This is a genomic window from Sphaerisporangium sp. TRM90804 (genome assembly GCF_029846175.1).
Taxonomy (GTDB): Bacteria; Actinomycetota; Actinomycetes; order Streptosporangiales; family Streptosporangiaceae; genus Sphaerisporangium.
In genome coordinates, this window is record NZ_JARWAC010000025.1 from 1 (window position 1) to 25211 (window position 25211).

Genomic DNA, 25211 nt, shown 5'->3' on the forward strand with positions numbered 1-25211 from the left:
CTCAACCGGCGCCGCGTCGGCGCGGGGTGGTACGGCGATTTCGGCGCCTACTACGGCGGGAACTCGCCAGGTCGCCGCTCCTTCGCGCGCCTCCTCTGGCCTCGGCGCGCCTTCCCTCCGGCATCGTGTTCCTTAATCGGCGCCGCGTCGGTGCGAGGTGGTACGGCGATTTCGGCGCCTACTAACGGCGGGAAGCCGGTCGATGTCGGCGGACGACGCATTCAGGTCGCGGACGCGAACGCGTCGACGCCGGTGAGGTTCGCCGACAGTGCCCACAGGCGCGCGGCCTCGCCGGGGTCCGTCGCGTGGGCGTGCACCCCACCGGCCGAACCGCCACCAGCCGGCTCCGCGATGTCGCAGTCCTCGCAGTACACGCCGCCCATACCCGCCAACCGGGGGGACGTGGCCACCCACACCTGCGTCGCCGCACCCTGCTCGGGCGTCTTGAAGGTGGGATCGGCCAGGTTGCCGTCCTCGTCGATCCATCCCGAGGCGACCATCTCCGCCTTCGGGAGGTGGCGCTGCAGCGGGGTGAGGATGCTGCCCGGGTGCACCGAGAACGCCCGCACCCCGGCCTCGCGGCCGAGCGCGTCAAGCCGCGCGGCGAACAACACGTTCGCCGTCTTGGCCTGCCCGTAGGCCTGCCACCTGTCGTAGCCACGCTCGAACTGCACGTCGTCCCAGCGGATGCCCGTGATCCCGTGGGCGCCGGAGGACACGGCGACCACCCGCGCCCCACCGCGCCTGATCGCCGGCCAGAGCCGGTTGACCAGCGCGTAGTGGCCCAGGTGGTTGACGGCGAACTGCGCCTCCCACCCCGGCCCCACCCGTGTCTCGGGGCAGGCCATGACGCCGGCGTTGTTGATCACGATGTCGAGGTCCCGGCCCGACGCCAGGAAGCGCCGGGCGAACTCACGCACGCTGTCGAGATCGGCCAGATCGAGGTCGTCCACCTCGACACCCTCGATCCCCGCCACCGCCTCCTGGGCCACCGACCGCCGCCGGGCGGGCACGATGACACGCGCCCCGGCGCGGGCGAGCGCGCGAGTCGTCTCCAGGCCGAGCCCCGAGTAGCCGCCGGTGACTACAGCGACCTTCCCTGACAGGTCGACCCCGCGCAGGACGTCGTCCGCGGTGCTCCGTGCGCCGAAGCCGGAGCCGACTCGGCGTTGAGGTGTCGTCATGAGCGGAAAGCTAGAGCCTGGACCGAGGTCCAGGTCAAGGGGCGTACGCTCGGCGCCGCTCGGCGCCACGACCGCGCCCCGGAGGAACCGGTCAGGGTTCGTACTCGTTCCACCCCACCTCACACAGCGGTTCGGCTTCGGCGTCGGCATCGTGACCGAGCCAGACCCGTACGCGCCAGTCGGCGCCGTCGGCGATCATGTTGTCGTCCGCGAGCCGGTTGGCCAGGTCGGCGCAGCTCCGTTCGTCGGTGAGCCGCGGTAACCGGCGGACGACGATCCAGTCGCCGTGCACGTCTTCCATCTCGATCTGAATCGTGTAGTCGGTGGGCATGCCTTCATGCTGCCCGGCGGCACGTCCTGTTCGGCTCGGGGGAGGAGGCGCTTCAGGGACTCGGAGAGCCGTGCGGGGCAGCCCCCTTCAGCGAGCGGGACCCCCCGTCCTGAAGGGTCGCGACGACGGTGTCGGCGATCTCCTTGAGGTGCTCGACCTGGACCGGCGTCAGGCCCGCGAGGACGCGGGCCCGGACCGCGGCGATCTGGAGGGGGCCGACGCGCCGGACCAGTTCCAGGCCGTTGCCGGTGAGGACGGCCTGCTGGGCCCGTCCCGGTTCGGGCGTCGGCTCGCGGCGAACGAGCTCGGCGCGCTCCAGCGCGCGCATCGCGTGGGAGATCCGGCTCTGCGAGTACTGCAGCGACTCGGCGAGTTCCTTCAGGCCGACGGTGCGGCGCGGGGCCTCGGACAGCAGCACCAGGACCTTGTAGTGCGAGTGGGGCATGCCGGCGTCAGCTTGGATCTGGCGTTCCAGTTCGAGATCCACCAGGTGAATCATCATCGCCAGTGAGCGCCACGCGGCGCGCTCCGGGGCAGTGAGTCTCGCCGTCACCGGAGCATCCTCGCAGATCCGGCCGGGTGGCAGGGGAACGAACCCGGCTGAGTTGAATGTTAAAGTCACCAGGTGACTTGAAACTTCAAGTCAGAGCGCGACCGCATGGCCGCGCAGAGAGGAGTACGGGCCGATGTCCGATCATTTGGCGGGGCGAACGTTCCTGTTCGACCTCGGAGAGCTTCAGGTGCGCTACCGCTTCGACTCCCCCCAGGCGGCCACGTTCACGGTGGTCAAAGGCGCGGGGCTGGCACCCGACGGCCACACGGAGACCGTCGACATCACGGTCAAGGAGCTGCGCCCGGGGCTGTATCTGAACAGTTGGCGCGAGCAGAGCGGCGCGACGGTGACGCACGTGGAGGACTTCGCCAACGGCGACCTGTACTCCAACGTCACGGTCGACGGCCAGATCTACACGTTCGTCGGATCGATCAAGGAGGCATGACGGTGAGCAACAAGGACATCGTTCTGACCGCGATGCGCGAACTGTTCCACGACAAGGACCTGACCGCGATCGACCGGTACTGGGCCGAGCCCTATCTGCAGCACAACCCCACGATGCCGAACGGGCTGGACGGGTTGCGCGCGGTCGTGCCGCACCTGGAGGGCTTCTCCTGGGAGCCCGCGCGCGTCGTCGAGGACGGCGACCTGGTGATGACGCACAGCCGGGTGCTGGGCTGGGCCGAGACGCCGGTCGTCATCGTCGACATCTTCCGGCTCGAGAACGGCCGGATCGTCGAGCACTGGGACGTCGTCCAGCCGGAGGTCACCGCGGACGCGTCCGTCAACGGCAACCCGATGGTGTAGCCGCGGAACGCCGGCAGGCGGTGTACGAGGGGCCGCCGTGCTGCCGGTGAGGCTGGACGCGAAAGGGCCGGGCGCCCCGTAGGACGCCCGGCCCGCCACCGGTCCCCTTCCGCGTGGCCGGTCGCTCTCAGATCTCGCAGTTCTCCTCGGTCTCGCCGGTGCAGTTGTCGGTGTCGGCTCCGCCGTCGGTCGTGTCGTTGCCGCCACGGCCGTTCAGGAAGTCGTTACCGCTGCCGCCGACGAGGACGTCGCGGCCGCTGCCACCCCACAGGGTGTCGTGGCCGGCCGAGCCGAAGATCTCGGTGAACCGGCCGACGGTGTCGTTGTTGACGATGTCGTCGCCCTGGCGCATGTTGACCATGATCGTGCTGGCCTTCGTGCAGCTGACCCCGCCGGAGATCGGCTGGCAGTCGGTGTCGCTGGAGGTGACGCCCACCCCGGTCACCTTGATGGCGCCCCCGGTGCCCTCGGCCAAGGTGATCAGGTCGGATCCGGTCGTCCCGGTGACCGACATGCCGCCGAGGCTCACCGTAACGGTGATCGGCGAGGCCGCCTGCGCGGGAGCGGACAGGGACGCCATGCCGGCGAAACCGGCGATGGTGAGGGCGAGAGCGGCGATGTGACGACGCATTTCCATTCAGTCCTTCAACTCGGTGATCCCGGCCCCCGTCGGGCCGACAACCCAAGGAAAGCGCCTCATCCCCCTCTGGTCTGTGGCGAAATGCGCGCCCGCAACCCGTCCAAATGCCTGTCGGACCGCGATGGTCGGCACGACATGCGAGTCGCACGCCCCAGCAGGGGCGACGAGCAGCAGTCCTGCCCAACGTTATGGTGACGTCCGTGGACATATACGGGTCGCTCGCCGCGTTCGCGCTGATCGTGGGAGTGCTCACGGTGACACCGGGGCTGGACACGGCACTGATCCTGCGCACCTCACTCCTCATCGACAGAAGATCAGCATGGGCTGTGGTTCTCGGTATACAGGCGGGAACGCTGATGTGGGGCCTTCTGACGGCGGCCGGTCTGTCCGCCCTCCTCGCGGCCTCTGCCCTCGCCTACGAGACGCTGCGCTGGGCAGGCGTCGTCTACCTGGTGTGGATGGGCGGCCTGATGCTCTGGCGGAGCCGTAGAGGCGGCGCGGGGGAGGTGGCGGCACCCGACCAGCCCAAGAGCAGAGCATGGTGGCCGACGTTCCGCCGCGGCCTGCTGACCAATGCGCTCAACCCGAAGGTGGGCGCGTTCTACGTCGCGGTGCTTCCCCAGTTCATGCCCGATGACGTCCCTCACGCCGCGATGGGCGTCATGCTGGCAGCCGTCCACGTGTGTGAAGGATTGCTGTGGAGCGCCCTGCTGATCGGGTTCGCCGGTCTCCTGCGCGGCTGGTTGCACAGGCCGTCGGTCAAGCGCGCCCTGGATCGGCTCACGGGCCTCATCGTGATCGGCTTCGGCCTACGACTGGCGGTGCAACGGCAGCCATAAGGCTCGTACGCCCCTGCGATAGCGAGCAACCACCGAAGCGCACCCCCACCGTGCCCCCGGCCCACCCCCACGCGTCGGGAGTCGCGACGGCACCCGCCGGCTCGGCGTGCAGCTCACGGTCGTCGCTGACGGCGGTACCCCCTTCCAGGTGGTCGCCGACGAGGTTCATGGCAACTCGCGACTCGCGCTCTGCGGCGTGAAAGCTCAAAGCGGATCCCGTGCCGGTCGAGTGAAAGGTTCATCGGGGAGCTGTGCGTCCGGTGGCGGGGCGCGGTGTCCGCTTTACGGGGCAGCGGACGTGTTCCACGCTCGCTGCGAGAAGTGTTCGCCCGAAGTGGATCCGACAGGGGGACGGATGGAACTCCGCGCACCACGTTCATGGGCGGCTCTGGCCGCCGCGTCACTCGCCCTCGCCCTGACCGTCGTCCCCGGCGCGCACGGGACCGCCTCCGCGGCCTCCGCGTCGGGCTTCGGCGCCGCGTCCGGCGCACGGGCCGCCGCCGACACCACGCCTCCGTCGAAGCCCACCGGCTTCCGGGACCGCTGCTCCTCCGACTTCGAGGGCGTGTTGTTCTGCTGGGAGCCGTCCACCGACGATGTCGGGGTGGTCGCTTATGACGTCCAACGCCAGACGGTCACCGGGTACGTCAAGGTCGGGACGTCCCCATACCCGATCTTCCACGATGGGGACGTGGTCATCGGGACCTCCTACACCTACATCGTGGTCGCCAGGGATGCGGCGGGCAATCTCAGCGAGCCCTCCGACCCGTTCGTGGCCCTCGCCCGCGACGACCTCCCCGACCCCTCGCCCTCACCCACGCCGACCCGCACAGAACCGGTCTCCAACTGCCATGTGAAATACGAACCCGAGGCGCGGAGAACCGGTCAGAACGCCCGGGTCACGATCAGCAACACCGGTACGACCCCGATCAACGGCTGGACGCTGGTCATCACATGGGCGCCGCCGGCCCCGCGCCTCATCTCGGGGTACTGGGCGACGTGGAGCCAGACCGGTACCCGCTTCAACGCCCGGCACCTGGCCTGGAACCGCGTCATCCCCCCAGGTGGATCGGTGCAGGCCGGCTTCACCGCCGTGCACCGCGGCATGGCCCCCACCCCCGGCGGGTTCTACCTCAACGACGTCAGCTGCTCGTCCGAGGTATGGCCCCCCTCATAGACGCGATCACCCTTCGGGTCTACGCACACGCGACCCGATCGGCGGAAGCGTCGGCGGCCGACGTGTTCGCCCGAGCGCTGAAGCCGCGCCGTGGTGCGGCTCGCCGTCTGGTAGCCGCTCTCCCGCCAGCGGGCGATGAGGACCGCGCGGGCCTGACGGCTACAGCGGCGGGTGGGCGTTGGCCAGGAGCTGCCGGAACAGCGTGGGGAACCACTGCCCCTCCACCGGGGCGTTCGGCAGCGCCTGGCCCGGCACGTACGCGCCGCGCGGCTCCTGGAACTGCGGGTGGCACCGCTGGTCGAACGGGATGTTCTCCGGGTTGGGCACGACGTCCGCCGCGCTGGCCCCGTCGGAGACACCGGGCGGCTTGATCCAGGCATAGGCGTCGATGCCGGGCGCGGGATCGGCCCGCGGCCGCTCGCCGAGCCCGGCGCCGGTCTGGTTGCACCAGTTGGCGAGGCTGACGCGGCGGTCCATCCGGGACTGGTCGATGAACGTGTTCGCGTCGGTGGAGGTGCTCGGCGCCGTCGGGCGGGCCGGGCCGCCCCAGCCGTTGCGGGAGGTGTCGATCACCATGCCGATGGTGGGCGGGAACCCGGCGGCGATCAGCCGGTTCCGGAACGCCTGGGCGAACGACAGCTCATCCACATAGTCGTTCCAGTCCACCCAGCGGGTCCACTTCACCGGGGTCCCGGCGATCATCGTGGAGGCGGTGAAGAACGGCTCGGTGAGCGCGGCCCACTCGGCGGTGTTCACCGTGAAGCCGTGCACGGGCGGCAGGCCGCCGCCGGTGGCGTTGCCGATGCTAGCCAGCAGTTCGGCGGCCGGGTGGAAGTTGTCCGCCCAGCCGAGCCTCCCGTGGTTGGACGCGTCGAGGTAGGTGTAAACGTTGGGGACGCCGTACAGGCGGTCCAGGGCGTACCGCACGGCCAGCGGGTAGACGCCGCTGGCGCGGACCGGTTCGCAGTGGATGGTGTACATGGTGCCGGTCGGCATCACCAGGCCCGGCAGGAAGTCCGGCTCGACCACCGCGACGACGCGCAACCGCCGGTAGGCCGGGTCGGCGAGGATCGAGGCGATCGGGTCGACGTACCTGGTGCGGTACTGGTTGAGGCCGTCCGCCGCGATGGTGAAGTCGCCGGTGCTGGCGTACCGCAGGCAGTTGCGGTCGGGCAGGTCGTTCAGCACGATCTGGATGGTGAGCGGCGTCGCGCCGTTCGCGGCGTCCTGCCGCACCGCCTCGTCGAGGTGCGCCCGCAGCCCCGGTGCCGTGGAGGTGCCCGCGATGCGGGACATCCGGTCCAGCCACACACCGGTCGAGGTCCGCGCCACCGCCGCCCCGCCGGGCTCACCCGCCGCCGCGGCCGACCACGTGGGGTCGACATACCCGTCGGCCCCGGCGTACGGGTTGTCGACCCTCGCGGGATCCGGTGTGGGGGTGGGTGTCGGCGTCGGGGTCGGGGTGGGCGTCGGGGTCGGGGTGGGCGTCGGGGTCACCGGCGGGTTGGGGCCGAGGCAGCCGACGCCGTTCAGCAGGAACAGCGCGGGCGGCGAGTTCGGGCCGGTGTACGACCCGTTGAAACCGATCGTGATCCGCTGCCCCTGGTTCAGGGGCCCGTTGTACGGCAGGTTCGCCGCCGTCACGTTCCTGCCCGACTGGCTCCACGTGGCGTACCACCCGTTGTCCACCCGCTGGTCACCTGGCCAGGTGAACGTCAGCCGCCACGAGGTGATCCGCGGAGCCATGTTCTCGATGGTGATGTTCGCCCCGAACCGTCCGCTGCTGTCCCAGGTCTTCACATACGTCACCCGGCACGTGGCCGGCGGCATCGCCGCCAGCGCGGGCACGGCCACCGCCACCACCGCGCACGCCACCACTCCCGCGACCATCGCCAAGGTCCCCCGGCACCGCGTCCTCCACCGCACCACCACGTCGTGCCTCCTCGAAACCGGGCCACGGAGAAACCCCCAGGGCGGAGAAGGGGGCGACCACTACGATTCGCCCCTCACGCACGCCTGTACACCGCGCACCCGGCCGCGCGCCCCCCGCACCCCGCCCCCCGACCGCGATCAGCCCCCCTAGCTCGGAAGGAACATCTTCACAGTCCCCGCAACCCGCCCGCCCTCCTGAAAGCTTCACCCCTTCGCCGCCCGGCGAGCCTCCTCAATGGAAACCCAGACCACGAAGATCCCGCGCTTATCGGCGCTCGCTTCGAGCCTTGCCAAGCCGCGCACCTGCAACCATGCGGAGTGCTCACGTTCAGCCCGCACTCAAACAATCGTCTGGCGCATCCACGAGCAACAGCGCAGCGGAGAGGGGCGATGAGCCTGTGCAAAGCGAAGGGCTGGATCCCGATACCCCAGATTCTCCGTGACTCCCTCAAACCACTGCCAGCGGATGTTCCTCTTCGCCCCGCTGGGCGCTACACGTGTACGCGACGGCGGCCGGAGGTACCGGAGCACGCGATAACGACAGAGTAGGCCGACCAGCGGCTATCCATCGGGTATACGCCCAGGTGATCCGTGAGGCGGAACCTCCGAGCGGCCGGCGTGTTAGCTCAAGTCGCCTTCGAGGCGTCGTCGCAATACGGTGATCACTAACTGGCGTCGGCCAGCATAGCCTGCCGACTGGGTGTCCCGGTTTCCGCGCGTTGAAAATCGATGAAGGCGTCATTCAAGATGAAGACGTGTGGAAGCAAGAAGACCCGGCAACCCTCACGGTGCCGGAGTCTTGAGGGTTCTGGCCAAGCCTTCGGGCATTACTTTCGACGGCCGCGGGCCGGTTCCTTGGCGTCGTATTCCAGCCGGGCTTGTTCGACCTTGCCCAGGTTGACCGACCAGCCTGCGAGTGCCGCGAACAGCGGCCCGAGGCTGCGCCCCAAGTCGCTGATCTCGTACTCCACCCGCGGTGGAACCTCGGGGTGATAGGTGCGCACAACGAGCCCGTCGCGCTCCAGTTGCCGCAGTCGTTCGGTCAGTACCTTGGGCGTGATGGTGGTGATGCGGCGTTCCAGCTCCACGAACCGATGCCGCCCGTATTCGTGGAGCGTCCACAGGATCGAAGTGGTCCAGCGGCTGAAGACGATGTCGACCACCGGAGTGATCGGACACGCCTGCTCCGGGGCGACCGCGACGGGAGATGCCGACGCTGTGTCGTTGGTCACGATAAGCCCTTCTCCCCAATACTTTCCTCTAGGTACCTACTATCACAGCCCTAGTAGCTTCCATCGAGTCCACGGACATCGAGAACTGGGAGTGAACATGATTGTGGTGACTGGAGCCACCGGCAACGTCGGACAGCCACTCATGCAGGCGCTGATCGCGGCCGGCGAACAGGTGACCGCAGTGTCGCGGAGAGTCTCACCGCAGGACGTTCCAGCCGGAGTACGGCATCAGCAGGCCGACCTCGCCCAGCCGGAAAGCCTCGCGCCCGCACTCGATGGTGCCGAAACGCTGTTCCTGCTGACCTCGGGCGACTTCGTGGCGGTCGGCGGCAACGTCAGCGACGTCCTCGACGTAGCTGAAGCAGGCGGGATCCGCCGGATTGTCCTGCTGTCCTCCCAGGGCGTTGCCACGGGAAGCCACCCTTCAACACTGGAGGACCCCCTGACGCAGTCGGATCTCGATTGGACACTGCTGCGGCCAGGAGGCTTTGACTCCAACACGTTGCAGTGGGCCGAGATGGTCCGCACGCGACGGATGGTCACCGCGCCGTTCGGTGATGTCGCGCTGCCGACCATCGATCCGGCCGACATCGCCGAGGTCGCCGCAGCGGTGTTGCTGGACGCCGGTCATGTCGGCAAGGCGTATGTGCTGACCGGACCGGCACCGATTTCACCTCGCCAGCAGACGATGGCGATCAGCGACGCGCTGGGTGAGCCGGTCCAGTTCGTCGAGCAGAGCCGTGCGGAGGCTCGGGCACAGATGCTGCAGTTCATGCCCGAGCCGATCGTGGAGTCCACCCTTGACATCCTGGGCAGGCCGAAGGCCGCCGAGCAGCAGGTGAGCCCGGACCTCGAGCGGATCCTCGGCCGCTCGCCCCGTACCTTCGCCGAGTGGGCGGTGCGAAACATCGCGGCCTTCGAATAGTTCCCACCCAGTGCCGCGAGGAACGCGGCGCCGACCACGCCTCGTGCCTGGCGCCCTTGGGCTTGGGCTGCACCAGCGCCGCCTCATCCCGCAGACCGCACATCCTTGTTCCCACCGCAAGCCCTCAGGCGCTGTTACTTGCCAGCTATGACGACACCACGACCAAGCGGTACACCCACGTCACGTCGAAGCTGGCGAGCGATGCGGCGGCGCGGATGGGTCGGGCGCTGTGGGATGACCGAGGCCGGCGACCGCAACCCCGGTGCTGACAACTGCAACCCGAACTGAACCCGGGCAGAAGTCTGGATCATGGTATCCGGGAGTCTGCCCTGGTAGATAAGGGTGGGCCGCCAGGGATTCGAACCCTGAACCTACGGATTAAAAGTAGCCGATTCGATCAAGCTCCGTGGGCTCTGATCTGGACACGCGGCGTCCGCAGACGTCCGCCAAAGTCTGCCCTCGCTCGCCCCCTTGGCTGTAGCTGTGGCTGTACAGCCAAGGTCCTCACGTCAGTAGACAGATGCGTCGCCGATGATCGACAGGCCCGTCCGAGTAGTCGCCAGATGATGGTGCGTGGGACCATGCATTCGTGCATAGGCCTGAAGAGCACCACACCTCTCGCCAAGGCGTGAGTTACTGCCAACAGGTATTCGATGATCAGTACCGTTGGCTCTTTCGTGAGCAGCCGATCAGCGATTTCGGCATTGATGCACACGTCGAAATAGTCGATGAAAACTGGTCAGATTTGGTCACCGGCAAACTCTTTGCCTTGCAGATAAAATCCGGCTCCAGCTATTTCCGGGAACGTTGCGGCGATGGGTGGATTCTTCGGCCGACCGAGGATCACGTATATTACTGGGCATCCTATAGTCTTCCAGTGGTCATGGTTATATACGACCCGATCTCGCGGCAGGGTTATTGGCAGATGGCGCACGCGGAGTCTCCTGCGTTGGCACCGACGGAAAGAGGAGGCTGGAAACTGTGGGTGCCGGAGCGCAATAACCTTGCTACCGAGTGGAGTCGGAACGCACTATTGCAGATAGTTAGCGTGTCCGGATGGCACATATATTATCTTCCGGACGCTCGTCCCTGGAACGAACAAAAACTGCTGGAGGTAAGCGTTTGCTTTGGTCGCTCTATTCCCATGTGGCGCCGAGAACCTTTTTGGCGTAATAAGGGAGAGGTGGTCGCCGAATGGCCTCCAAGGGACGCTGAAGCTTAGATTCGCTTGGCTCTAAACCCTTCCGTCACTTTCTTTCCAGGTGACGGAGCTAATTCGGTGGTCCGGGGCTGAGGAACGAAGCCCCGGACCTTCGATCGCCCCCGACCCCGTGTGATGGCCGGCCATCGCAGGGCGATCGTCGTGCTGCATGGGTGCGGTCGGCGGGTGCTGGGTGCGGCGGGCGGTCAGCGCTCCCAGTGCCGGCCAGGGACCCGGCGTCCACGCTGCATGCCCGGCCGGGCGGCGTTCGGGTGGCGGGCCGGGCGGCGGCGTGGATGAGCGATTAGATCGATCAGAGCCATAGGCGATCATTGTCTGGGCATGCTGGTCACCGGTGTCGCTGTTCGGAATGCCTTTAATGACCTCAACCTGTATCCTTGTAATTATGCAGATTGATGGAAAAGCTTGGATCTGTATCGATCGGGATGTTTGGTCATTTTCGGGAGGTGGTAAGCCGGGCGGTGATGGCAGAACTGACCCACTGGGCATCAGGGCTAGCAAGGCATATCTGCATGCAGTGCATCGCCTGTCGTCTGATACCGGACTATACAATAGAATAGACGGAATACTCGCGCTTAAGCGTGCGATGCGTGCTCGCCTGGAGCATCTCGCAGAAGAGCTTAATTTACGCGCAATGCCTGTGGATGACGCCGGGAATTGGCTGAACACGCTCGAACAATTGGGAATAATCCGGCAGCGGATGCTGCGAAAGTTGAATAAACTTCGTAATTCCGTAGAGCACGACGATGCCGAACCGCCCGACTGGGAGCAATGTTCGGATCTAGAAGAGGTGCTCTGGTACTTTTTGAAAGTTACCGAGTCGTATCTGCGGCCGCCAGTCGATCTGGAATTAGAAGGGCCACCCTTGGCTAATTCGACAGATAATGATTCACATCTTGGGTATAAGGTAAGCTACACGCCATTCGCAATCGAAGCCTTTAGTGTGCGCATTAATGGCGATTTGACGTCTGCCTCGCCCGTGAAGGGTTGGATTGAAGTTCGATTGCAGAATATAGAGGAACGCGAGGGTATATACAAGTTTCAAGGAGATGTCGTTGACGTGCCGTCTCAGTTGGCGGTGATGAAAATGTTGTTCGAGAAATTTTCGTGAGCATCTGAGTCGTTCGCGTTAAGCGATTCAAATGCTAGCTACACATCAGGGTGACCTTCATGCTGTATCTGCGCGGCGGCGCGTTCCGGGTCGGTGGGTTGGGTTGCGGTCGGCGAGTGCCGGTGCGACGGGCGGCCCGCGTTCCCGCCGCCGGCCGGGACCGGCGTCCACGCCGCACGCCCGGACGGCGGGCGGGCGGCGGGCCGTGCGGCGGCGCGGAGCGCTGCCGCCTTGATACCTAAGAGAACAATTCGGCAAGATCTGCGCTACGTCAGCGAGATCACGCAGTGCTGGCTCAGAGCAGGTTCGTGCCGTCGTGGTGGCGGATGGCCGGCGGCTGGTCGTGATGCATGGCGTCTAGGACGCGGATGGCGAAGGCTTCAGACGCCAGGGAGCGGACGTCGTCCGGGGTGACCCAGCGGAAGGAGCGGGCTTCGTCGGTCTCGGTGAGTTGGCCGCCGATGACCTTGCAGCGGAAGACCAGGGCGACGATGTTGCGGGTCATGTTCTTGTAGACGCCGGTGAGGGTGACGGGGTCGATGTCGAGGCCGGTTTCTTCGCGGACCTCGCGGACAAGGCCGGTGATGATGTCCTCGTTGCGTTCGAGGATGCCGCCGGGGGCTTCCCAGTGGCCGTTGTCGCGGCGTTGGGTGAGAAGGGCGCGGCCTTGGTCGTCGATGATCACGCCTGCCACGCTGACGGAGTGCGTGTTGTGGTGATCCATCGGGATTACCTCCGGCGGTGCTGGTCGCTATCCTCGACCGTAGTACACGTATGTACGAGTTGAGGAGTCGGGTCGTGGCTGAGTTGTCGTTGCCTGAGCTGGACCCGACCAGTGATCGGGCGGTGTTCCGGCAGATCGCTGATCATATTCGTGAGGCGATCGAGCAGGGCACTTTGGCCGAGGGGGACAAGGTGCCCTCGGAGGCTCAGCTGATGCAGCACTACGGCGTCGCACGGATGACGATCCGCAACGCGCTCCAGGTGCTCCAGAGCGAAGGGCTGACGGTCGCCGAGCATGGGCGCGGCGTGTTCGTGCGCTCTCATCCCCCGGTCCGGCGGCTGGCCTCTGACCGGTTTGCCCGTCGTCATCGCCAGGAGGGTAAAGCGGCGTTTATCGCCGAGACCGAGGGGGCCGGCGGTAAGCCGTCGGTCGACTCGATCCGGATCACCGAGGAGGAGGCGCCGGCCGATGTGGCTACGCTCCTCGGGCTGGCCGAGGACGCTCGGGTGATCCGTCGATCTCGTCGCTACCTGATCAATGGTCAACCGGTCGAGACGGCGGTTTCGTACATCCCTGCTGAGATCGCGATGGGTACGCGGATCGCGGAGCCGGACAGTGGGCCGGGTGGGATCTATGCCCGGCTGGAGGAGTTGGGGTACCGGCTGGATCATTTCGTTGAGGACATCCGGTCGCGGATGCCGCTGCGTGAGGAGATGCGAGCGCTCCGGCTGGCCCCTGGTGTTCCGGTCTTTCGCCTGGTCAGGACTGCGTATACGACGGACGGCAAGGCGGTCGAGGTCTGTGACACGGTGATGTCCAGTGATGCCTACGTGCTGTCGTACGAGCTGCCCGCGCGATAGGGCTTGACGAACTCCTCTAGAGGAGTCATAAAGGAGTCAGCCAATCACTCCTCTAGGCGAGTAGACGCCTTGGGATTGCTGGTTGCTGATCCCGAGCGGAGTCGAGCGTCATGCCAACTGAGCGGTGTGCGTCCTGCGAAGGACGCGGGTGGAAGTACGTCAGTTCGCGGCGTGAGTTGGTCGCGGGTCCCGGTGAGGCCGCGTCTGGTTCTCGTGTCCGTGGGCGGTGTTCCACGTGCTGGGGTGCGCAGTTGCCTGCCGGCATCCCCATGGAGGGAGGGTGGTGAGCGCGGGGCGGCGCCCGGTCTGGGACGGGCGTTTGGCTTTGGAGACGGCACAGACGTTGAAGACCGGGCTCGCCGCGCATGGCATTTCCTCCGACGTGCATGACGGCTATGGGCTGGCGCTCGTCTCGGTCTGGGTCGGTCTGGTCGTCTGGTGTAACGGTGATCGTTTCTGGTGGCGGACAGGGTGGAACCCGCAGAACCGCCGCATCGTGTACGCCTGGCATCCGGCTCTTGACCCTGATCGCGCGGCCCGCCGGATCGCGTTCCGGTACGCGCAGATGCGGCGTCTTCATCGGGTGCCCTGGTTGGAGACAGACACCAGGCGCGACCATGGCCCGCGTTGAGCCGTCGATCCCGGCGATGCGCCCGGCCGTCACTTTGGCGGGGCTGCAAAGCAAGTACGGCATGCGCTGGGACATCTCCGACGGCATCAGTGGCGGGTGGGTCGCCGTGCGGCGGCACTGTCTGCCGGGCGTTGCGCTGGCTCGCGGCCTGTCGAACGTGCGATGCGCGGCCACCCTGGACGAGTTGGCGTCCCATCTCGCCGCCGAAACGCGGATCGAAGACCGGCCTCGTGTGCCGGGAGAACACTGATCACCTATTCATGGAGGCGTTATGCGACTCAGGCGTATCGGACGTTCGCTCAACCCGTGGGCTTTCGTCTCCGGTGGCGCAGCGGGGCTCGCGATCGTCGCCGGCGCCGGTTCGCCTCGGGACATGCTGATCGCTTTGGCTGCTCTCGTCGGCGTTATGGCCCTGGCCTGGCTCGACCTGTGGCACATGACGCCCTGGCATCGGCGGGAGGAAACGGGCACGCCACCGGCACACCTGGGGGAACGGGACCGGCGCCGGTGAGTGCAAGTGGACGCCAGGGCCGCCGTGCTGGGCTGTCGAACAGTCGAGTAGTTGTTGGTGGTCATGTCCGCAGAGGATGAGTACGCGCCGCCGAAGTACGCCCGGATCGTGACGGCGATACGACGCAAGATCGAGGACGGCACCTATCCTCCCGGTGGCCAACTCCCCTCAGAGGCCCAACTGATCCGTGAGTTCGCGGTGAGTCGTCCGACGGTGGTGCGGGCGCTTCAGGTGTTGCAGCTTCGCGGGATCATCAGCCGGGAGCACGGCAAGGGCTCCTACGTGAAGACCATGCCGCCTGTGGGAGGCAGGGAAGGTTCCAGGCCGGGCCGCGCCGTGCTGGATCGGGTGGAGTCCGGAAGCGATGCGGCGGTGATCCAGGCAGGATCGGGGCCGGCTCCGGGCAACGTGGCGGGCATGCTGTCGCTCCCGGTTGGAACCCCGATGGTGATGCGTCGCCTGCTGATGAGTGAGGGGGACGAGCCGGTCGAGCTGGTCACCTTCTGGTGTCCCATCGAGATGGCCGAAGGAACCGACCTCGGCCGGGAACAGGCTCTGTCGGTCAGCGTGGGCCGGCACGTGCAGGCGGTCAAGGGGCTGCGCCTGGACCACGTGGTTGAACGGCTGTCGGCGCGGCATCCCTTGCCGCACGAGGTCGAGGTGTTCAAGCTGAGCGACTCCGCGGCTGTGCTCGGCGTCCTGGCCCGGGTCTTCGACTCAACGGGACGGGTGGTGTTGGTGGTCGACATCGCCATGCCGGGCACCCTGCACGAGTTGGATGACACCTATTCGGTGTGATGTGACCTATGTCACACACTCACGCCGAAACTCATCTAGACGAGTAGACGTTTAGAGGTTAGATTCAACTCGACAGTTCGAGTTGGCAACAGAACGACAGGAGAACGACGTGGGTATACGTGGTGCGATCCCGATCGGCTTTGAGCATGTGTTCCCGTACGGGTGCTACATGGTCGGGGAGGTGGAGCAGGTCAGGGACTTCGCGGCGTCGTCGGCCGGTAAGCCGGTGTTCGCGCGGGACAAGGCGACGGGGGAGTTCGTGTGGCAGGTCACGGTGATCGACTGTGACCCCGAGGCGCGAGAGAAGACGGTCAAGGTCAAGGTGAGCGCCCCGGTTCAGCCGGTGCCGCCGGCTCCCCTTCAGGGGTTGCCGTTCATCCCGGTGGAGTTCGACGGCATGACCGTCACCCCGTGGGTCAACAACGAGCGGCAGGCGTTCTCCTTCCGGGCGCGGGAGATGCGCGCTCCCCGGACCGGTGCCGGTCCGGCCAAGGTCGCGGTGAGCGTGAGCGGTAAGGACGCGGCCTGATGGGCGGCCGGGTCAACGGGTCCTGGCAGAGCACGGCGTTACATGTGGACGGGCGGGGGCGGGTGGCGTGTCTGGCCTACCCGCACCGCACGCCGATCCTGGAGGTCGCGGCGGGCAACGCGGTCATCAAGGTGACGTTGCATGCCAACCGGGTGGACTACGCCTCGGTGATGTTCGCCCGGGAGATGGCCGATCAGGCCGGCGCCTTCGCCGCTGAGGTCGAGCGGCTGTATCTGGTTCAGGTCCGGCAGGAGTCCAAGCGGAAGGAAGGCGTGGCATGAGCGGCGGCTACAGCTACACGACGATCAGCATGCGGCCGGGCCGGTCACCTGTGGTCGATGTGTCCGTCTACCCCGACGAGCACGCGCGGGTCCAGTACTACCCCGCCACCGACGGCCCGCTTGCGTTCCTGTCGGTGGACCACGGCGACGCCAAAGTGAACATCGGCACGACCAAGCACACCACGGTCACCGACGCGCACGTGCGCTTCGCCCGCGACCTGTTCGAGGCCGCTGCCCGGTTCCTGGCCGACTGTGAACGGCTGCGTGACGAGCACGTCGGCGACTCCGGCGACACCGGTACCGGTACTGGTCAGGCGACGCCCGGCAAGGCGGCCTGATCGTTTAGCGGGGCCGCTGGAAGCGGCAACTTCCGGCGGCCCCCCGGTTCTCTCCCTGCGACTCAACTCACCTGAAGAGGTGTTCAGTTTATGCTGCGCAAACTCCCCGGCGACTACACCCGCGACATCGTCTCCACCGCCCCCAGCTCCCTCGTCTTTCGCCCCGTCGTCGTCAACACCCCGGCCATCTTCACCCTCGCCGCGATGCTGCTGAGGGCCGTCGTAGCCCTGGCCCGTACGCTGTGGCGGCACCCTGTCGCCTGCCCAGCCGTCGCCATCCCGGCGGCACTGTGCTGGCTGTATGGTTGGCATCTCGCCCTGATCGCCGTCGTCTCGGTCACCACGGGGTTGGCCGGGTGGTGGCTGGCTCATCCGGTCTCGTTCAAGCCGTGGGTGGGGCTGCGGTTGTACGCCTGGTGGCGGTGGATGAGCAACTACCGCCGGCACTGGCAACCCGTCATGGTCGTCTCCGGGCTGGCCAAGCACGTGGGCGGCCGGGAGTACCTACCCCGGCTGCTCAAGGTCACCTGCACCCCCACCGCCGACGTAGTGCGCCTGAAGATGCTCTCCGGTCAGGCGGCCGAGGAATGGCAGGACAGGGCCGGCAACCTCGCCCACGGGTTCGCCGCTCCCGAGTGTCGGGTCAAGGTCGACAAGCCCGGCCGGATCACGCTGGTTCTGCCGCGCCGTGACCTGCTGGCCACCCCGATACCCGCGCTGCCGATCCCCGGCGACGTGCAGGCCTCTGCGGTACCGATCGGGCATCACGAGGACGGGACCCTCTACCGGCTCAAGCTGCACGGCACACACGTCCTGGTCGCCGGGGCGACCGGGGCCGGAAAAGGCTCGTGGCTGTGGTCGGCCATTCGCGGCCTGCTGCCGGCCGTGCTCGCCGGGCTGGCCCAGATCTGGGCGCTGGACCCCAAGCTCATGGAGCTGTCCTACGGACGCGCCTTGTTCGGCGACCACTACGCCGCAGACCCCGCCGCCTGCGCCGACCTTCTCGAAGCCGCGGTGAAGGTCATGCAGGAGCGGGCCGCACGGTTCGCCGGCGTGCAACGCAACCACGTGCCCACCGTCGAGGACCCGTTCGTGCTGGTCATCGTGGATGAGGTGGCGTTCCTCACCGCCTACCAGACCGACCGCAAACTCAAGGAACGCATCAGTGCCGCTCTGGCCACTCTCACCACGCAAGGCCGCGCGGTCGGTGTCGGGGTGATGGCGGCACTCCAAGACCCCCGCAAAGAGATCCTGTCCATCCGCAACCTGTTCCCCGACAAGATCGCTCTACGGCTCGATGAGCCCTCGCAGGTGGATCTCGTCCTCGGCGACGGGGCACGCGACCGGGGCGCCCTGGCCGATCACATCTCCTCCACCCCCGCCCTGGGCGCCGGCGTCGGATACGTCCGCCTCGAAGCCTGCCCCGAACCGGTCCGCGTCCGCGCGGCGTTCGTCTCCGATGCCGATATCCGCGCGATGGTCGCGGACTTCGCCAAGGCCGGTGAGAGGCGATGACGCTGGCGCACATCCTGGACGGCCTGCGCTGCGCCTGCTGCGGGGGCCTCAACGTGCTGTGGCTGGATGCCGTCCGGGGGCTGGTGGAGTGCCGCCAGTGCGGTGAGCGGGCTGGCTGCCTGGTCGACTGTGGTGAGGCCGCGTGACCAACCCCGGTGAACGCGCCATCCCGCGCGCTGTCCGCCAGTCCATGCCGGTGGCCCTGGACGTCATCGAGGAGGTGGCCAAGCAGCACGGCGTGTGCATCCGTCCGGTGCCGCTCCGGCGGACCGAGGTCATGACGGGCCGGGTCGAGTTCGTGAACATCCCGTGCGGCGCCACCTTGGAGACCAGGTGCGAACCGTGCGCCAAGCGGGCCGTGCAGCTCCGCAAGGCGCAATGCCGGGAGGGCTGGCACCTGGAGGCCGAACCGGTCACCGAGCCGGCGGAACCGACCGAACGCCAACTCTGGCTCATCGAGGAACGTGCCGACGCTCACGTGCTGCGAGAGCTGGCCGAGGAGACCGGCGGGGACGTGGCCGTGTGGGATGAGGTGGTCACGACCCTGGAGGATGAGTTGGCCACCTCCGGTGTCCGGGGGAGTGTGCTGCCCGGCTCGGGCAAGCCCAAGCGGTCGCGCTCGACGCGTCGCCGGCAGGACGCCCCGGACCTGCCCAAGCGGCAACGGGAGAACCGCACGGTCGGACGCACCTTCACCGCGCCAGACGGCGCCGTGTACCGGCCCTCGCTGTTCATCACCCTGACCTGCGACAGCTACGGCAAGGTCCGCTCGGACGGCACCCCGGTCGACCCCTCGACGTATGACTACGTCCGGGCCGCCAGGGATGCGATCCACTTCCCCAAGCTGGTGGACCGGTTCGTGCAGAACCTTCGCCGCGTCGCCGGGTATGACGTTCAGTACTTCGCCACCGTCGAACCCCAACGCCGCCTGGCACCACACCTGCACATGGCCGTCCGCGGCACCATGCCACGGGCCGAGGTCAAGGCCGTCGCCGCGGCGACGTATCACCAAGTCTGGTGGCCACCGTGTGACCAAGTCCGCTTCGAGGGCGAGCACCTTCCGGTCTGGGTCACCGACGAGCACACCGCCGATCGCATCGACGGGCAGGCCGGCGACTACCTCGACCCCGCAACGGGCGAAGTGCTGCCGACCTGGGAACAGGCGCTCGACCAACTCGACACCGACCAGGAGGCCGAACCCCTGCACGTGGTGCGCCTGGGCCAACAGGTCGACGTCAAAGGCGTACTCGCCGGATCGCCCGACGCGGACAAGGGCCTGCACTACCTGTCCAAGTACCTCACCAAGTCCTTGTCCCAATGCCACGAGATCAATAGCACTGCCGTCCGGGCGCATGTGGAACGGCTGATGAACGTGCTCCGCTACGAACCGTGCGCACCCACCTGCCCCAACTGGTTGCGCTACGGCGTGCAACCCAAGGGCGCCAAGTCGGGGATGCGTCCGGGTGGGTGCCGGGGCAAGGCACACAAGCCCGAACACCTCGGTTACGCCGGCCGCCGCGTCCTGGTCTCGCGCAAGTGGTCCGGCAAGACCCTCACCGAACACAAGCAGGACCGGCGGGCCTGGGTGCTGGAACAGCTCGGCGTTTCGGCAACCGAAGACGAGACGCCACCCGTCGACCCGCACCGCTACCTGTGGCGCGTCGCCGCCCCGTCGGACCGCGACGTGCCACCCCTGGCCGAGCGACTCCTCAAAGAGATCGCCAATCGCCAACGCTGGCGCACCGCACTCAGACAAGCCCAAGCCAGAGCAGATGGGCGCCCCAACGAGGAATCACCAGCGATCAGATTGAGGAGGGCGGCATGACTACAGGAGACCGGCTTCTTTTCACTCCGGCCGATGCGAGCGAAATGCTCGGGCTCGGCAAGACGAAGGTCTATGAACTGATGGCATCAGGCGAGCTGCACTCGGTCAAGATCGGCCGGTGCCGGCGCATTCCCGCCAGGGCGCTGTACGCGTTTCTTTCGGCAATCGAGCAGGAGGCGGCGTGAGCGGGCGTCGGCGGTCACAGGGCGAAGGCTCGGTGTTCAAGCGCAAGGATGGGCTCTGGTCCGGCGCCGTAGATCTGGGCTGGGTGAACGGTAAGAGGATTCGCAAGACGGTCTACGGGAAGACCGAGAAAGAAGTTCTCGGCAAGCTCGCCGAACTGAAGGATGCCCAGCGTAAGGGGCAGAACCTGGCCGCTCGGCCTCGGAAGTTCGCCGAGTGGCTAGATGAGTGGATCGAGATGAAGAAGCGGCAGGGCACTCGTCCCCTCACACTTCGCGGGTATCGGCAGCTCATTCACGATCACGTGAAGCCGGCCCTTGGGCGAAAGCAGCTCGACAAACTCACCCCCACAGATGTCCGACGGCTGATCGAGGCGAAAGCAGAGTCCGGTCTTTCGGCAGCGACGGTCAAGCAGGTTCACGGGTTGATCCGCAATGCTCTGGCCGATGCGGAACGCGAGGAATTGATACACCGCAACGTGGCGAAGCTCGTCAAGCCTCCGTCCGTCAAGCGTGACGAAGCCAGAGTGCTGACGATCGAAGAGGCCAAGAGCCTTATCAACACGATCAAGGGCGACCGGCTCGAAGCTTTCTGGATCTGCGCTCTGACTCTCGGCCTGCGGCGCGGGGAACTCCTCGGGCTTCGATGGGAGGACATCGATTTCGGCAAGGGGCTTCTAGCGGTGCGCCAGAGCCTTCAGCGGGCGGACGGGTCACTTCAGCTCGTTGACCCCAAGACCAGCCGGTCACGTCGCGCCGTACCTGTCCCTGAGCCGACCCTGGCCGCTCTGCGGAAGCACAAGCGAGAGCAGGCCGCCGAACAACTCGCCGCGGGGGAGAGGTGGAAGAGCAGCGGGCTTGTGTTCGCCTCCACCATCGGCACGCCGATCGAACCGGGGAACCTGAGCACCAGGTGGCGGAAGACCAGGGCCAAGGCTGGCCTCGACTGGCTGCGGCTGCACGACCTTCGACACGCCTGCGCCTCGTTCCTGATCGCCTGCGGGGCCTCTCCCCGAACGGTGATGAAGACGCTCGGACACAGTCAGATCGGGCTGACGATGAACACCTACGCTCACGTCCTGCCCGGGATCGAGCGGGAGGCCGTCGATGCGGTCGCCAAGAAGCTTTTCGGATGAGCGCCAGAAGCGCAAGGGCCGGGCTCCCAAGACGGGGTCCGGCCCTGTTGGCTGTAGAGGATGGCTGTAGTGCGGGCCGAAGCAAGGCCCAACACGCCTGTTTTCGCTGGTGGGCCGCCAGGGACTCGAACCCTGAACCTACGGATTAAAAGAGCATTGGGAAACGTGCCGGACGGTGACGGATAATGTCACAGTTCGGAGTGTCAGCAGGTAGGCGCACTTTCATCGGGCCGGAGAGTGCCGCTTTCGTCGGGCTGAACCGGGACCGCATGTTCCTTCCGGTCCCCCATCGGTCTCCCATGGGCCCCCGTTACTTCGGCTTCTTGCCGCCGCCGCGGGGTGCCGGCGCGATGTCGTTGTCCCGGGCGATCTTCCGGACGTACGCGTCCGTGAAGGGCGAGTGCGCCACGACATCGGTCGGGCGCTTGCCTGCTTTCAGTGCGGCGACCACGTCTTTGGCGACCGCCTGGCGGGACTCCTCGTGCGCTGCCTCGGTCTCGCGGTACCGAGCGGTGCTCTCGTCTAGAGCGTCGAGTGGATCTTTCTTCGCCATGCCCAACACGGTATCGCAAACCTCTTGCGATTCCCATAGGCGGTTAGCTAAGGTAATCGCAACAGAGAAGCGATTCCCTGAAACGATTGACGGCCCCGGCGAAGCGATTCCAGCGCGACGCCAGGGCCTTGCACAGGAAGTGAGTCCTGCACCATGACCCAGCGTACGGGCGTCAACGCCGACGCCGCCATCGACGAAGCGTTCAGCTTCAACTCCGCCGACCAGCCCTACTGGCAGACCTCGCCGTGCCCCCGGTGGTGCGTCACCCCGCACTACGACTCCGACCCGCTCGACGACCGCAGCCACGCCGGTCTCAACACGGGCGTGGCCCTCACCCTGGCGGATCCCGCCAAGTTCGGCCCTCACGGGACGGAGCCGTTCTACCGCTACCGCGCCCCGACCCTGACGGGGTCGCTGCTTCAGCACCTCCGCGAGATCGAGCCCGTCGTGGAACTGCTCGACGAACGGGACGAGTACAACGCCAAGCTCACGCTGGACGAGGCGGTCACGTTCGCGGGCAGCCTGCTTGTCCTGGTCGCCGAGGGGCGTAACCCCACTGTTGGTCTTCCGGCGCCCGGGGGGGCCGCCGGACACCAGAAGCGGTCCGGACACCAGGAGTGGTGTCGCGACCCGCACGGCGCCCATGACGACGGCGTGTGTCACGCTCCCGAACTTTCGATCGACGCCGGGCGCATCGGCCTGACCTACAACCCGCAGGAGGGTGCCCGCGTGCACTTCGAGCGCGAGTCCCACAACGGCATGACCCCCGTGGAGGCCGAGCAGTTGGCCTTCCAGCTTCTCGCTTACGCCCGCTGGGCGGACTAGCTCAGCGACCCCGGGCCGGTGCGTCAACACCGGCCCGGGGTCTGAACCCAACCCTGCCAACACAGGAGATGGATCTGATGGATCACCCTAGGGACAACACGTCCCCGGCGTCATGCCCCATCGAGTGGTGCCGGAAAGTTCACATCGCCCCCGCGCCCGAGCAGGCGCACTGGCGCGATCTGGGGACCTTCGGCACTCTCGACACCGCGATGATCGGCCTGTCGCTCGTCCAGTTCGGAGACGGCCCGACTCTCGTCCGCATGTTCGTGGACACCGCCGGCCCGCTGAACACGCCGGTGCACGAGAAGGTCGACTTCTCCCTGCACTTCGCTTTCGTGCTGGGTCACGCGCTCGCGGGTCTGCCGCTCGGTGAGGCCAGCGACTTCATTACGACCATGACCGAGGTGTCGGTGCTCGTCGGTGAGCGAGAGCCGAGCGTCGACCCGTTGGACGGGCCGATGATCGTGTCTTCCGACCCGCCGCGCCCCTCGGCGCTGGATGTCGAGGCCGGGGCGTCGACCCACCACGACGAGGAGGCCGGCCGATGACGCGCCGATGGCTCCCGGCCCTGCTGGTTCTGCTGGGTCTGCTCCTGCCGCTCACCGCGTGCGAGCAGAGCACGACGTCTTACCGGAACGTCGAATCCGGCGCGGTTGTGGGGCGGCGCTCCTGCACCTCCTGCTGGTGGCGCTACGAGATCACCATCGCGAGGAGCGGGGTCCGCACCCCGATCAAGGTGTCGTCGACCACCTGGGCCAGGTGCCCGGTCGGCGCGCAGTACCCGCGGTGCAGGAGCCTGCGGGCGGGGGGTGCCTCATGACGCACCGCTGGCCTCTTCTCCTGCTGGCTCTGCCGGCGTTCGTCGCTACCTGGTCGGGGTGGGTGAGTCTGGGTGAACTGTGCGGGTTCGGCATGGTCAAGCCGTTGCCCGGCATCGCCGACTGGGAGCTCAACACCGCAGTGACGTTGCCGATCGGCGTGGAGACCTACGCCGCGTACGCGCTCGGCACGTGGCTGTCGCACAGCCGCCGGGTCGGGGACGGCACCCGGGCGTTCGCCAAGTGGTCCTCGATGGGGGCGCTCGGGCTGGGCATGCTCGGCCAGGTCGCCTACCACCTGCTGGTGACCAAGGGGCTGACGACGGCGCCGCCGCTGATCGTGACCGCCGTGTCGTGCCTGCCGGTGCTGGTGCTCGGCGTGGGCGCGGTGCTGGGCCACATGCTGGCCCGCGACGCCCACGCGTCTCCGGCGGTTGTGGTCGAGACGGCCACAACTGAACCGGAGGTACACCCGGACCCCATACCTGAACCCTCCGGGTACACCCCGCCGGCCGCCGCGGTGCCGGTGTCGCGCGAGGTGTACGACTGGGCCGCCGAGATCGAACTGTTCGACCAGCCGCCCGTCGTGGTGGCCTCCGAACCGGTCGAGGTGCCGGAGATCGAGCCGCCCGCCGGTGACGTACCCGACGAGCCCGAGTACGTACCCGGCGACGTACCCGAGGAGTTGCGGCGCAAGGCCGCCAGCCGGTTCCTGCCGCACGTAGTGACCGGGTCGCTTCCCGGCGTCCGGCAACTCAAGACCGAGCTGGGCATCGGCCAGGACAGGGCGCAGCAGGTCAGGGCGTACCTGTCGACGCTGGCCAGTCAGTAACCCCTGTACCCGCCCCCGGGTCGAAGCTTGACCGGCCGTACCCGGGGGCGGTCTCCCAACGAGAGGAGATCTTCAATGTCCCATCAGACGAGACGCCGAAGCAACCGCGCCGCGGCGGTGAAGGTGCGCCGGCGGTCGACCGGCGGTCCGGCCGTACTCGGCGGCGTGCTGCTGTCGTGGCTGGTGTACCTCGGGCTCAGCCTGCTGATCGACAGCGGGTGGGCGATGTACGGCGGCGGGGTGGTGTTCGGCCTGTCGATGGGGCTGGCCATGCCCCGGGTGCGCGTGGCCGTCGAGAGCCGCCGATGACCCGCGTCCACGTCATCACCGATGCCCCCCGGCCGGGTCCCCGGCCGGTGCGGGCGTTTCTGCTTGCCGTGCTGGCGGCTGTGGTCGTCGTGCTCACCTACGTCGGTCACGTGGCGGCGCTGGTGCTCGGCGCGGTCGACGCGGTCATCGCCGCGCGGCTCGGCGTGCCACGCCTCGCGCGGTGCTACCGCCTGGTGTCGGTCGCCGTACGCAAGACATGGGAGGAAGACCAGTGAGCGGCAAGGACGCCAAGGTGCCCGCGCTGGAGGTCATCGAGTTCGACGGCTCTGAATCGATCGCCACCTACGCCAGCGTCTCGCGTGACCTCGCGTGGGCGCTGTGCATGGAGTACGAGGGCAGCTCTGATGAGCTGTACGCGGTGCTGTGCGAGATGGGCGAGGGTCACCCGCTGGCGTTCGGCCTGGACGTGAAGTGGCGGGCCCGGCGGGTGTGCAAGCGGCTGGATCGGATGGCCGAGATGGCCGCCGGCCTGGCCGTGGAGTCGGTGAAGCTGAACCTGGAGTACTGCCGGGAGTTCGCCGAGCTGGTCAAGCCGGTGCCCAAGCGGCAACGCAAGTGGGACTGGTGATC

The 25211-nt window shown here is 67.2% G+C and carries 35 protein-coding genes; 27 read left to right on the top strand and 8 right to left on the bottom strand.

All coding sequences use genetic code 11. The features are described from left to right. Nucleotides 1-221: 221 nt before the first annotated feature. The 3 genes from PYR91_RS27885 to PYR91_RS27895 all read right to left on the bottom strand — a co-directional run bounded on the left by PYR91_RS27885 (nt 222) and on the right by PYR91_RS27895 (nt 2002). Nucleotides 222-1184, bottom strand: a complete 963-nt coding sequence (locus PYR91_RS27885; protein ID WP_279784452.1) for an SDR family NAD(P)-dependent oxidoreductase — start codon at nt 1182-1184, stop codon at nt 222-224. 91 nt (nt 1185-1275) lie between these two features. Beyond that, the gene (locus tag PYR91_RS27890; protein WP_279784454.1) at nt 1276-1515 is read right to left on the bottom strand and encodes a hypothetical protein; all 240 of its coding nucleotides are present in this window, start codon (nt 1513-1515) and stop codon (nt 1276-1278) included. A gap of 52 nt (nt 1516-1567) precedes the next feature. Then, a complete protein-coding gene (locus PYR91_RS27895; protein WP_279784456.1) occupies nt 1568-2002 on the bottom strand; it encodes a MarR family transcriptional regulator in 435 nt (144 codons plus the stop codon). Between the two features lie 199 nt (nt 2003-2201). On the opposite strand from PYR91_RS27895, the gene PYR91_RS27900 reads away from it, so the two are divergent. Together PYR91_RS27900 and PYR91_RS27905 are read left to right on the top strand one after the other, a co-directional pair. Beyond that, nucleotides 2202-2513, top strand: a complete 312-nt coding sequence (locus PYR91_RS27900; protein ID WP_279784458.1) for a hypothetical protein — start codon at nt 2202-2204, stop codon at nt 2511-2513. Between the two features lie 2 nt (nt 2514-2515). Then, nucleotides 2516-2875, top strand: coding sequence for a nuclear transport factor 2 family protein (locus tag PYR91_RS27905; RefSeq protein WP_279784460.1), 360 nt, complete (start codon nt 2516-2518; stop codon nt 2873-2875). Nucleotides 2876-3002: 127 nt separating this feature from the next. Here PYR91_RS27905 and PYR91_RS27910 read toward each other — a convergent pair whose 3' ends face one another. Further along, nucleotides 3003-3506, bottom strand: coding sequence for a hypothetical protein (locus PYR91_RS27910; protein WP_279784461.1), 504 nt, complete (start codon nt 3504-3506; stop codon nt 3003-3005). Nucleotides 3507-3715: 209 nt separating this feature from the next. Here PYR91_RS27910 and PYR91_RS27915 point away from each other — a divergent pair, with 209 nt between their 5' ends. Together PYR91_RS27915 and PYR91_RS27920 are read left to right on the top strand one after the other, a co-directional pair. Then, a complete protein-coding gene (locus PYR91_RS27915; protein ID WP_279784463.1) occupies nt 3716-4354 on the top strand; it encodes a LysE family translocator in 639 nt (212 codons plus the stop codon). Between the two features lie 355 nt (nt 4355-4709). After that, nucleotides 4710-5531, top strand: coding sequence for a cellulose binding domain-containing protein (locus tag PYR91_RS27920; RefSeq protein WP_279784465.1), 822 nt, complete (start codon nt 4710-4712; stop codon nt 5529-5531). 159 nt (nt 5532-5690) lie between these two features. Here the strand turns inward: PYR91_RS27920 and PYR91_RS27925 are convergent, their stop codons facing one another. Both PYR91_RS27925 and PYR91_RS27930 read right to left on the bottom strand, forming a co-directional pair. Continuing rightward, nucleotides 5691-7421, bottom strand: coding sequence for a glycoside hydrolase family 6 protein (locus PYR91_RS27925; RefSeq protein ID WP_279784467.1), 1731 nt, complete (start codon nt 7419-7421; stop codon nt 5691-5693). A gap of 869 nt (nt 7422-8290) precedes the next feature. Then, nucleotides 8291-8695 carry a helix-turn-helix domain-containing protein gene (locus PYR91_RS27930; RefSeq protein ID WP_279784469.1) on the bottom strand — a complete coding sequence of 135 codons (405 nt, stop codon included), beginning with the start codon at nt 8693-8695 and terminating at the stop codon, nt 8291-8293. Between the two features lie 97 nt (nt 8696-8792). Here PYR91_RS27930 and PYR91_RS27935 point away from each other — a divergent pair, with 97 nt between their 5' ends. From PYR91_RS27935 to PYR91_RS27945, 3 genes are all read left to right on the top strand, one after another. Next, nucleotides 8793-9620, top strand: a complete 828-nt coding sequence (locus PYR91_RS27935; RefSeq protein ID WP_279784471.1) for an NAD(P)H-binding protein — start codon at nt 8793-8795, stop codon at nt 9618-9620. Between the two features lie 589 nt (nt 9621-10209). Then, nucleotides 10210-10842: a DUF4365 domain-containing protein gene (locus PYR91_RS27940; RefSeq protein WP_279784473.1), complete on the top strand. Its 633-nt coding sequence runs from the start codon at nt 10210-10212 to the stop codon at nt 10840-10842. Between the two features lie 385 nt (nt 10843-11227). Next, complete coding sequence (locus PYR91_RS27945) at nt 11228-11953, top strand: hypothetical protein (RefSeq protein ID WP_279784475.1); 726 nt, start codon at nt 11228-11230, stop codon at nt 11951-11953. Nucleotides 11954-12248: 295 nt separating this feature from the next. Here PYR91_RS27945 and PYR91_RS27950 read toward each other — a convergent pair whose 3' ends face one another. Next, entirely contained in the window at nt 12249-12677 is a 429-nt protein-coding gene (locus PYR91_RS27950) for an NUDIX domain-containing protein (RefSeq protein WP_279784477.1), read from the bottom strand. Between the two features lie 74 nt (nt 12678-12751). On the opposite strand from PYR91_RS27950, the gene PYR91_RS27955 reads away from it, so the two are divergent. The 13 genes from PYR91_RS27955 to PYR91_RS28015 all read left to right on the top strand — a co-directional run bounded on the left by PYR91_RS27955 (nt 12752) and on the right by PYR91_RS28015 (nt 21283). After that, on the top strand, nt 12752-13537 hold the full coding sequence (locus tag PYR91_RS27955; RefSeq protein WP_279784479.1) for a GntR family transcriptional regulator: 786 nt from the start codon (nt 12752-12754) through the stop codon (nt 13535-13537). Nucleotides 13538-13820: 283 nt separating this feature from the next. After that, complete coding sequence (locus PYR91_RS27960; RefSeq protein ID WP_279784481.1) at nt 13821-14168, top strand: hypothetical protein; 348 nt, start codon at nt 13821-13823, stop codon at nt 14166-14168. Further along, complete coding sequence (locus PYR91_RS27965; RefSeq protein WP_279784483.1) at nt 14155-14418, top strand: hypothetical protein; 264 nt, start codon at nt 14155-14157, stop codon at nt 14416-14418. Before PYR91_RS27960 ends, PYR91_RS27965 begins: the two co-directional genes overlap by 14 nt. 21 nt (nt 14419-14439) lie before the next feature. Continuing rightward, nucleotides 14440-14679: a hypothetical protein gene (locus tag PYR91_RS27970; protein WP_279784485.1), complete on the top strand. Its 240-nt coding sequence runs from the start codon at nt 14440-14442 to the stop codon at nt 14677-14679. A 57-nt stretch (nt 14680-14736) separates the two neighbouring features. Further along, the gene (locus PYR91_RS27975; protein ID WP_279784775.1) at nt 14737-15477 is read left to right on the top strand and encodes a GntR family transcriptional regulator; all 741 of its coding nucleotides are present in this window, start codon (nt 14737-14739) and stop codon (nt 15475-15477) included. 109 nt (nt 15478-15586) lie between these two features. After that, nucleotides 15587-16006 carry a plasmid replication, integration and excision activator gene (locus PYR91_RS27980; protein ID WP_279784487.1) on the top strand — a complete coding sequence of 140 codons (420 nt, stop codon included), beginning with the start codon at nt 15587-15589 and terminating at the stop codon, nt 16004-16006. After that, complete coding sequence (locus PYR91_RS27985) at nt 16006-16287, top strand: hypothetical protein (protein WP_279784489.1); 282 nt, start codon at nt 16006-16008, stop codon at nt 16285-16287. Before PYR91_RS27980 ends, PYR91_RS27985 begins: the two co-directional genes overlap by 1 nt. Further along, the gene (locus tag PYR91_RS27990) at nt 16284-16625 is read left to right on the top strand and encodes a hypothetical protein (protein ID WP_279784490.1); all 342 of its coding nucleotides are present in this window, start codon (nt 16284-16286) and stop codon (nt 16623-16625) included. The genes PYR91_RS27985 and PYR91_RS27990 overlap by 4 nt, the downstream gene beginning before the upstream one ends. A gap of 90 nt (nt 16626-16715) precedes the next feature. Beyond that, nucleotides 16716-18140, top strand: a complete 1425-nt coding sequence (locus PYR91_RS27995) for an FtsK/SpoIIIE domain-containing protein (RefSeq protein ID WP_279784492.1) — start codon at nt 16716-16718, stop codon at nt 18138-18140. Next, nucleotides 18137-18286: a hypothetical protein gene (locus tag PYR91_RS28000; RefSeq protein ID WP_279784494.1), complete on the top strand. Its 150-nt coding sequence runs from the start codon at nt 18137-18139 to the stop codon at nt 18284-18286. The genes PYR91_RS27995 and PYR91_RS28000 overlap by 4 nt, the downstream gene beginning before the upstream one ends. Then, complete coding sequence (locus PYR91_RS28005) at nt 18283-19965, top strand: replication initiator (protein ID WP_347943553.1); 1683 nt, start codon at nt 18283-18285, stop codon at nt 19963-19965. Before PYR91_RS28000 ends, PYR91_RS28005 begins: the two co-directional genes overlap by 4 nt. Further along, the gene (locus PYR91_RS28010; RefSeq protein WP_279784496.1) at nt 19962-20150 is read left to right on the top strand and encodes a helix-turn-helix domain-containing protein; all 189 of its coding nucleotides are present in this window, start codon (nt 19962-19964) and stop codon (nt 20148-20150) included. The genes PYR91_RS28005 and PYR91_RS28010 overlap by 4 nt, the downstream gene beginning before the upstream one ends. Next, a complete protein-coding gene (locus PYR91_RS28015; RefSeq protein ID WP_279784498.1) occupies nt 20147-21283 on the top strand; it encodes a tyrosine-type recombinase/integrase in 1137 nt (378 codons plus the stop codon). Before PYR91_RS28010 ends, PYR91_RS28015 begins: the two co-directional genes overlap by 4 nt. 310 nt (nt 21284-21593) lie before the next feature. Here the strand turns inward: PYR91_RS28015 and PYR91_RS28020 are convergent, their stop codons facing one another. Continuing rightward, on the bottom strand, nt 21594-21836 hold the full coding sequence (locus PYR91_RS28020) for a hypothetical protein (RefSeq protein ID WP_279784500.1): 243 nt from the start codon (nt 21834-21836) through the stop codon (nt 21594-21596). 153 nt (nt 21837-21989) lie between these two features. Between PYR91_RS28020 and PYR91_RS28025 the strand changes: the two genes are divergently transcribed. The 7 genes from PYR91_RS28025 to PYR91_RS28055 all read left to right on the top strand — a co-directional run bounded on the left by PYR91_RS28025 (nt 21990) and on the right by PYR91_RS28055 (nt 25209). After that, complete coding sequence (locus PYR91_RS28025) at nt 21990-22661, top strand: hypothetical protein (protein WP_279784502.1); 672 nt, start codon at nt 21990-21992, stop codon at nt 22659-22661. Between the two features lie 77 nt (nt 22662-22738). After that, on the top strand, nt 22739-23209 hold the full coding sequence (locus PYR91_RS28030; protein ID WP_279784504.1) for a hypothetical protein: 471 nt from the start codon (nt 22739-22741) through the stop codon (nt 23207-23209). Beyond that, a complete protein-coding gene (locus PYR91_RS28035; RefSeq protein ID WP_279784506.1) occupies nt 23206-23481 on the top strand; it encodes a hypothetical protein in 276 nt (91 codons plus the stop codon). Before PYR91_RS28030 ends, PYR91_RS28035 begins: the two co-directional genes overlap by 4 nt. 62 nt (nt 23482-23543) lie before the next feature. Continuing rightward, nucleotides 23544-24311, top strand: coding sequence for a hypothetical protein (locus tag PYR91_RS28040; RefSeq protein ID WP_279784508.1), 768 nt, complete (start codon nt 23544-23546; stop codon nt 24309-24311). A 75-nt stretch (nt 24312-24386) separates the two neighbouring features. Beyond that, on the top strand, nt 24387-24620 hold the full coding sequence (locus tag PYR91_RS28045) for a hypothetical protein (RefSeq protein ID WP_279784510.1): 234 nt from the start codon (nt 24387-24389) through the stop codon (nt 24618-24620). Then, nucleotides 24617-24856 carry a hypothetical protein gene (locus tag PYR91_RS28050; RefSeq protein WP_279784512.1) on the top strand — a complete coding sequence of 80 codons (240 nt, stop codon included), beginning with the start codon at nt 24617-24619 and terminating at the stop codon, nt 24854-24856. The genes PYR91_RS28045 and PYR91_RS28050 overlap by 4 nt, the downstream gene beginning before the upstream one ends. Then, the gene (locus tag PYR91_RS28055; protein WP_279784514.1) at nt 24853-25209 is read left to right on the top strand and encodes a hypothetical protein; all 357 of its coding nucleotides are present in this window, start codon (nt 24853-24855) and stop codon (nt 25207-25209) included. The genes PYR91_RS28050 and PYR91_RS28055 overlap by 4 nt, the downstream gene beginning before the upstream one ends. Nucleotides 25210-25211: the final 2 nt, after the last annotated feature.